This is a genomic window from Paraflavitalea pollutisoli (genome assembly GCF_029360705.1).
GTDB classification, from domain to species: Bacteria; Bacteroidota; Bacteroidia; order Chitinophagales; family Chitinophagaceae; genus Paraflavitalea; species Paraflavitalea pollutisoli.
Map to the genome: position 1 here is coordinate 860957 of NZ_JARKMX010000008.1, position 6852 is coordinate 867808.

Consider the following 6852-nt stretch of genomic DNA (forward strand, 5'->3'; position numbering starts at 1 on the left):
AGGGCTGCAAAGCCATGAGTGCGCTGCTAAAACCAACTTATTCCCGGAATTCGAATTTGAGGTAGCCTTTCTCACCGTGGGCATTGGTCACCTCCAGCAGGTATACATGTTTATTGACCATCCCCCTTTGCTGGCGCAGGTCGATCTGCAATAGATTCTGGCCCAGACGTACCTGTCCGGTGCTGTTATCCAATTGGACCTGCTGACGGCGCGAGCTGCTGATATCGAAAAGCTTCAACTGAACGGAAGCCGTGTTCAGGTCATTGAGGTACTCAAAACGGAGTATGCCGCGCGCAACTGTATAGGATGCGTTTTCTTCCCTGTTCAATTTTGCAAACCCACCCGGCTTGAATATTGCTGCACTATCAGGAATCGGTCTACGCAGCCTGAAACTCCAGACCTCACTGTTCCCAATCGGTAGCAGGTTGTTCTTGGCCGTGACCCGCCATGCGTACAGCCTGGTAGAATCCAGTTCAGGAGCAGATAACGGATACTGAAAATTAGTATACGCAATATTTTGACGGCTGAGGATCGGAATATTCTGTTGCACAGCATCCGCCGGACTCTGTGTCGCCTGCACCTCTACCAGTATCCAGTCATACAACAGTCCATTGAGTGTACTATAGGGTGAAGGTGGCACCCAGGCGAAGAGTGGGCGGCTGATATCGACCTGCTCTTCATCCAGTGGCGTCATCAGCTGCGGTGGACTAATAGGTTCAATCTCGACAGTCTCACACTCCTCCCCGATCCGCTCAACATAATCGCTGTTCACTTGCAGGATGGAATAGCAGATATTGAATACCCCTGTAGGTAAAAAGCCTTCCGGCGAAGGATCGACCACATATCCCGGCGTACCGGGATTATAGGTGATCGGTAACAGGTCCCGCAATTGCAATTGCCGGACACCCGCAGGAACACTCACCATATTCGTCGTGCCCGTCAACACACGCTGGTTGGTAGCCACATCGGTCATCACCACTTCCACCCGGGCGTAGGTGGTCGTTTTGCCGCTGTTGACCAGCGAAAGGTTCCACAACTGCGGCTTGATCGTCAGCCCCAGGGGAGGTAACTGAAGATTGATCACCACCTGCGCATAGCCGGTACAGCCTGCAGCCAACAGTAAAAGGATAAGTAGATATTTTCTCATAGATATTATTTCACACATCTTTAAAAATCAAAACTCTTTACAAATTGAACCGTGGCCATTTCATTTCTGATCAACCCTTTATTAGAACCAGGCAAATAGCCGCGATCATAACTCACAGTGATGAAATCCTCCCGGAATACACGCACATTGGCATTGAAGTATCCGCCTGCCTTCACCTCGTCCTCATTGAGTGAATTAACCTTCACGCCAAAACCAACTGAACCCAGACGTTTAAAATTGAGCTGCACACCGCCGTCCAGGACGACCAGCTTGTAACTGCCATTGCGCGTATAAGAAACAGCAGTCTGCGTGGTGAACGCGTCGAAAAAGAACTGCTGTGAACAGAAAACATTGGTGGCATTGTAATACAAAAAGGCCGTATCGCTGTTGGTATTGTAATATTTACTAAGCACCAGGGAGGAAGCCGTGCGGAGTGTACCCAGTTTATATGTATGAAAAGCACTTCCGTTCAACACCTGGAAACGATTCTCCACTACCACACTATCCAGCGATGTCAACTGACTCATGGGTTGATAACCGACGGTAAAAGAAGGCCATTTACGCATGCGGAAGCTGGCCGTCAGGCTTTTAAAAACTGTATTGCTGCTGTAGTTTTGTGGAAGGAGGGGATTGGTAAATTCATTCTTGCGCAGCGAACCCGTCATACGCAACTTCCGCTTAAAAAAAGTCTGCTCGGCCTTCATGGTCCAGCTTTCAAGCGCGGCATTGGTCTGGAAGCTGCTGAAAGATTGGTAATTGGCGCCGGTATGTTTGTAAGTACCTTCCAGCTTTGTGCCTGTTTGGGGAAGATAGGAATAGACCTTGATAGCATAGGCCTGGTTGGTCTTGTCTGATAAGCTGAACTTAGTGTTGCCCTGAATAGGACTATGGCGAAAATCAGGCGCTAATGACTTGGCAATCTCACCCGTTAGATAGGTGGTGGGGTTTACCTGGAACCTGCCTTCTGCGCTAAACCCGGTAACAGCAATAGAAGATACCTTATTGGCATTTGAAGCGAAAAGCTGCTTATCGCCTCTGAAGGCAGAAAGAATAAAATAATTCTTTTCCAGTCTGCCAAGACCCGCCCGTACCATATATAAATATTGCGGTTTACGGTTGGCTCCATTGATCACAAAATCACGATAACGGTAATCCACCAGGCCGGCGGTTACTGCTAAATAATACCAGGAATTATATTCAAAATTGATCCCATTCACACTGGTATTTTTGATCGTAAGCTCGCTGTGATTGGTAACGCTGCGGCCAACACTGAACTGCCTCAGTCCCATCAACCATCGATACTTTGCCGGCACTTGCACCTGACCCATACCATAATCCCGGAGCTTGTCTGTCCATTGCCGCGTGGCGATCAGGTCCCGCCAGCCGCCATTCAGCAACTGCTGATATCTTTTGATCTTGGCAATATTTTGATCATACAACCCTTTGAGAGAATCGACCTTTCTGCTCAGACTGTCATACCTGCCTTTGGTGGTAGCATAGAGGTCGAGGAAAAGGCCCGCCATCTTTTTTAACGAGTCCTCCCGGGCCTGGTTGATGCTGTCTGCCAGATTCGAAAGCCAGGTAATACGTGGCACTTTCAGCGTTTCATGGGCCTCCACCAAATCCTGCGGAGTAAACGAGCGCAGTTTCAACTTCAATTGCTCCAACTCAAACTGCTTGAGGAAATATAGTTTTTCCGTCAGGGAGTCACGCAAATTGGGCGACATCGCCAATAACCTTTGCCGCAAAGATTGTTGTAAATGTTGCTGAAAAGCCCGCCCATCAAACGAAACCTGTACGTCATTGATATCCCGGAATACAGCGGAATTGCTCTGGCGCGACCAGAACGTAACGCGCAAGGGAATATGCCCTCCAACCGTCACATTCAGGTTACCCGTTACATTGTGTTGCGCGATATCTTTCTCGATATAAGGTGTATCGATAGCCGATCGGTAGTTGAATTGATAGCTGACATAACCTCCATTGATCTTCAACAATGGCTTCGTAAAAAGTAATTGCTTGAATGGATTTTGTATATCGAACAACAGGCTGTCTTTCCCGGCCAGGCTCTTTTTAATAGACTGGGCAGTAAGCAGCTCCTTTTTACTGTTGAATGATTGCTGGAATTGCTCCCGCTGAACTTTCAATTGAGATTTTACTCCTTTATAAGTAGTATCTGCGAAGGAACGAAGAGAATCGGCAGCCTTTTTTGTAAGTGATTTAACCTGTTTTGGAGCGTCTTTCCTGCCTGCATCCTGCGCTACACCTGTGCTGATGACCAGGAGACAGGCCACAGTTAGCATCAAGGAATAGAGGTTTATGTACGAATATGGTGATCCCATAAACGCCGCCAGGTTTGGTTCAGGTTATGAATAGTGGTTAAGAAGCGGTTTTACAAAGACATGGATTTACAACTGCAGGTGCCAGTTGAAAAAGTTAACGAGAACGAAATAACTAATGATCTATTAAAAGAGCAACCTAAAACCGATAGCCGTGTCGATCCATCCGATAAGTGCGTAAAATCCGGTGAAAAGTGTGCAGCTGGTGGTAGTGCTTGCAATCATGCTCATCTGTCATACGAATCGCTTTACGAGGTAGCAAGCTAGTTACTTTTCAAATACAACGATGAAGAATAGTGCAAAAAGTTTATTCACACTTTGCCAAGACGGATTGACCATGCACGTGATGCATTATTAAGTTTCGGTTATTCATGCCGAAGGGCTCGTGTTGCATAAAATACTATTTAGAAACATTGCATAAAATACGGCCTTGGCAAACTGCACAAAATACGGTAGAGGTAAACAAATCGGGAGAGGAATATGATTGGCAGATCGTCCTAAAAACGAAAACCGCGCCGGTCACATATTCAATAGTATTTTAAAAGAAAGTGATGAGTCCTGCGACAAGTATGGCTGCATTGGTACCAACCAGTTTCGGATCCCTTTGAGATAAAAACTGAACACATGCGGGCACTTGTATTTTGTACAGACCATTTTCAGGTATTCTTCAAAGCGAGGTGTGGCGATGGCAGGTTTCCAGGAATCATTTCTACCCTAGTGTATCAGATCAAACCATACACCTACAGCAGCCATCAAACTCACCAGGGTAAAGACAACGATCAGCGTAAAGACCTTAAAGAAAGCAAACCGCGTTTCCAGCGCTGGATTGATGATGGCACCAGACGGGTCATCTGCGTAATAGGCAACTGACAGCCGGTCGCCAACCGTCTTCTTTCGTACGCTGAATGCACCAGATTCTATCGTATACCCGGTCCCGTCTTCAGCCGTAAATTTTATGACCGGCGCAAATTGGATCAACTCGTCATCATCCTCCCATTCAACATGACCAACAATGATCCCCTTGGTACGGATCCCTTTTCTTCGTATGGTGCGGAGTCGTACATAGTCCCGGTAATAAGGAATAACGGCAAATCGCCAGTAAAGGTGATTCACAAACCCAATAAAAGCGAAGCACAATAGTTTGCCGGAATTCATATTGGTGGCCAATATAGGAAAAGAGAAGCCAGCATCAAAGCACCAAATTGGGTAAACCCGTTAAAAACCTCCTATCTATCTGGTACCCGAGCACGGACGCTATAGGCCCTCTCCCCACTCCTTCCCTACCCGCTCCCGTAGTAAAGGCGCAATTTTATAAGGGTTCAACCCCAACAGACGCAACCGCATTGCAGATGTCATGACATTTTGGAAGAAAGGGACCCAAATCCATGGGATCGCCTGTTCGTGATCGTAATTTGCGCGCTAAACCTGTCCGATGGCAAAACAAGTAGGCCCGATATTGTTACAAACCACCTGGGATGACCTCACCTTTTATAAGATGGACGGGAAGTATTACGCCCGTAAAAAGAGTCGCCTGACGCGGGAGAAAGTGCTGCAGCACCCGGCCTTTCTACCAACCCGCCGCAGTGCCAGCCGCCTGGCCACGGCCGCAAAGATCGCGTCAGCCGTGTACAAAGCACTGCCAGGCGGTTGGCGCCAGTTCTGGATGTACCAGGCCTTCACGGGAGAAGCCTTCAAAGCACTGAAAGACGGCCAATCCCCCAGCCAGGTATACGAATATCTATGGACCACTTACGCAGCCTGCCGGGCGAGCGCAGTACGGCCTTCCCTCAACGACCTCCTGCCGGCACAGCCTGGTACCGCCAGCAAATCCCGCCAACCACGCCTCCGCCACCGGTCCGAAAACCCCTACCATCGCCGCTACCAGCGCCTGCTGGGGCCCAACCATTGGAAAAGCACCTATGACAATACCCCCGAGCTGGAAGCAAAAGCACGCAAAGAAGAAGCGTTACAAAAGAACCGGGAATGGTTTGAGCTCACCAGCCTTCGACGGAAAGAACGCCTGCAGCCAAAACAGCGACCTGCTCACCACAGACCCGCCACTACACGACTGCGTACAACAAGACGGCAACGAACGGCGAATTCGTCCTGAGCCATCCTGCTCAAAATGGCCGCTTACTTATCCACATCTTTCAGTATGTACAAAATACATATAGAAAAGATGCTTAGATTACGAAAGATCATTTTGAGTTTACCCATATGGAGTCAGTCAATATCAAGAAACTAGCCCAGTTGCTAAACCTGTCCATTGCCACCGTATCCAAGGCCCTGCGCGATAGCTACGACATCAGCAAGGAAACCAAGGAAAAGGTCGTGGCACTCGCCAATGAACTCAACTATCAGCCCAACCCACACGCCAGCAGCCTGCGCAAGCACAAAAGCAAAACCATCGCCGTCATCATACCGGAGATCGCCAACAACTATTTCACCCTCGCCATCAATGGCATCGAAAGCATCGCCCAGGAAAAAGGCTACCACGTGCTGATCTATCTGACCCATGAAGACTATAACCGCGAACTCGCCTTTGCCCGCGAACTGCTTAATGGCCGGGTAGATGGTGCCCTCATCTCTGTATCCAGCACCACCACTGATCATGCGCATTTCAAAAACCTGCGCGATCGAGGCCTCCCCATCGTATTCTTTGATCGCGTCTGCGAAGACATCGATACCCTCAAAGTAACCACCGATGACTTTGAGGCCAGCTACCTTGCCACCAAACACCTCATTGAGCAAGGGTGCAAAAAGATCGTACACCTCGCTATTTCCAGCAAGGTGTCCATTGGTAATAAAAGGATGCAGGGATACCTCCAGGCCATGAAAGACCATCAATTGACTACCGACAACCTGGTGGTAGAATGCACCAATACCGATGAACTGGATATTTCGTTGATAGAAACGGTATTTCGCCAGGAAAAACCCGATGGCGTTTTTGCAGCAGTAGAACGGTATGCCATGGCGGCTTATGAAGTATGTGCGAAACTGCAATTGCGCATTCCGCAAGACGTGAAAGTGATCAGTTTTTCGAACCTCCGGATCGCCAACCACCTCAATCCCTCGCTCAGCACCATCACCCAACCCGCCTTCGATATCGGCAAAGAGGCGGCCCATCGCCTGCTCAACAACCTCGAGAAAAAGAATGCCCCCCTCGATAATGAAAACATCGTCTTCAAATCATCCCTGATCCAACGCACCTCTACCAGTTCGTAAACCCTGAAAGGTGATCAGTTTTTACTCGTTGCCTATATGCCTTTCATTGCCTTTCCTCCGTTGCCTAGGTGCCTCTGTGCCTTGTTGCCTTTCTTCCATTGCCTCGTTGCCTTTCATTGCCTTTCCTCCGTTGCCTAGGTG

The 6852-nt window shown here is 48.6% G+C and carries 5 protein-coding genes; 2 read left to right on the forward strand and 3 right to left on the reverse strand.

Annotation, left to right across the window (positions count from 1 at the left end):
• Window positions 1–37 precede the first annotated feature (37 nt).
• The 3 genes from P2W70_RS17450 to P2W70_RS17460 all read right to left on the reverse strand — a co-directional run bounded on the left by P2W70_RS17450 (window position 38) and on the right by P2W70_RS17460 (window position 4641).
• Complete coding sequence (locus P2W70_RS17450; protein ID WP_276482784.1) at window positions 38–1147, reverse strand: hypothetical protein; 1110 nt, start codon at window positions 1145–1147, stop codon at window positions 38–40.
• Between the two features lie 20 nt (window positions 1148–1167).
• Complete coding sequence (locus tag P2W70_RS17455) at window positions 1168–3453, reverse strand: hypothetical protein (protein ID WP_276482785.1); 2286 nt, start codon at window positions 3451–3453, stop codon at window positions 1168–1170.
• A 747-nt stretch (window positions 3454–4200) separates the two neighbouring features.
• Window positions 4201–4641 (reverse strand): DUF3592 domain-containing protein, encoded by a 441-nt coding sequence (locus P2W70_RS17460; protein ID WP_276482786.1) that lies wholly within the window; start codon window positions 4639–4641, stop codon window positions 4201–4203.
• Window positions 4642–4918: 277 nt separating this feature from the next.
• On the opposite strand from P2W70_RS17460, the gene P2W70_RS17465 reads away from it, so the two are divergent.
• Both P2W70_RS17465 and P2W70_RS17470 read left to right on the forward strand, forming a co-directional pair.
• A complete protein-coding gene (locus tag P2W70_RS17465) occupies window positions 4919–5596 on the forward strand; it encodes a hypothetical protein (RefSeq protein ID WP_276482787.1) in 678 nt (225 codons plus the stop codon).
• Between the two features lie 107 nt (window positions 5597–5703).
• Window positions 5704–6711 (forward strand): LacI family DNA-binding transcriptional regulator, encoded by a 1008-nt coding sequence (locus P2W70_RS17470; RefSeq protein ID WP_276482788.1) that lies wholly within the window; start codon window positions 5704–5706, stop codon window positions 6709–6711.
• The last annotated feature ends 141 nt before the right edge of the window (window positions 6712–6852 follow it).

Bases quoted from the DNA above. Each gene is read 5' to 3' on its own strand.
- P2W70_RS17465 (WP_276482787.1), top strand. From the start codon at position 4,919: ATGGCAAAACAAGTAGGCCCGATATTGTTACAAACCACCTGGGATGAC.
- P2W70_RS17460 (WP_276482786.1), bottom strand. From the start codon at position 4,641: ATGAATTCCGGCAAACTATTGTGCTTCGCTTTTATTGGGTTTGTGAAT.
- P2W70_RS17450 (WP_276482784.1), bottom strand. From the start codon at position 1,147: ATGAGAAAATATCTACTTATCCTTTTACTGTTGGCTGCAGGCTGTACC.
- P2W70_RS17470 (WP_276482788.1), top strand. From the start codon at position 5,704: ATGGAGTCAGTCAATATCAAGAAACTAGCCCAGTTGCTAAACCTGTCC.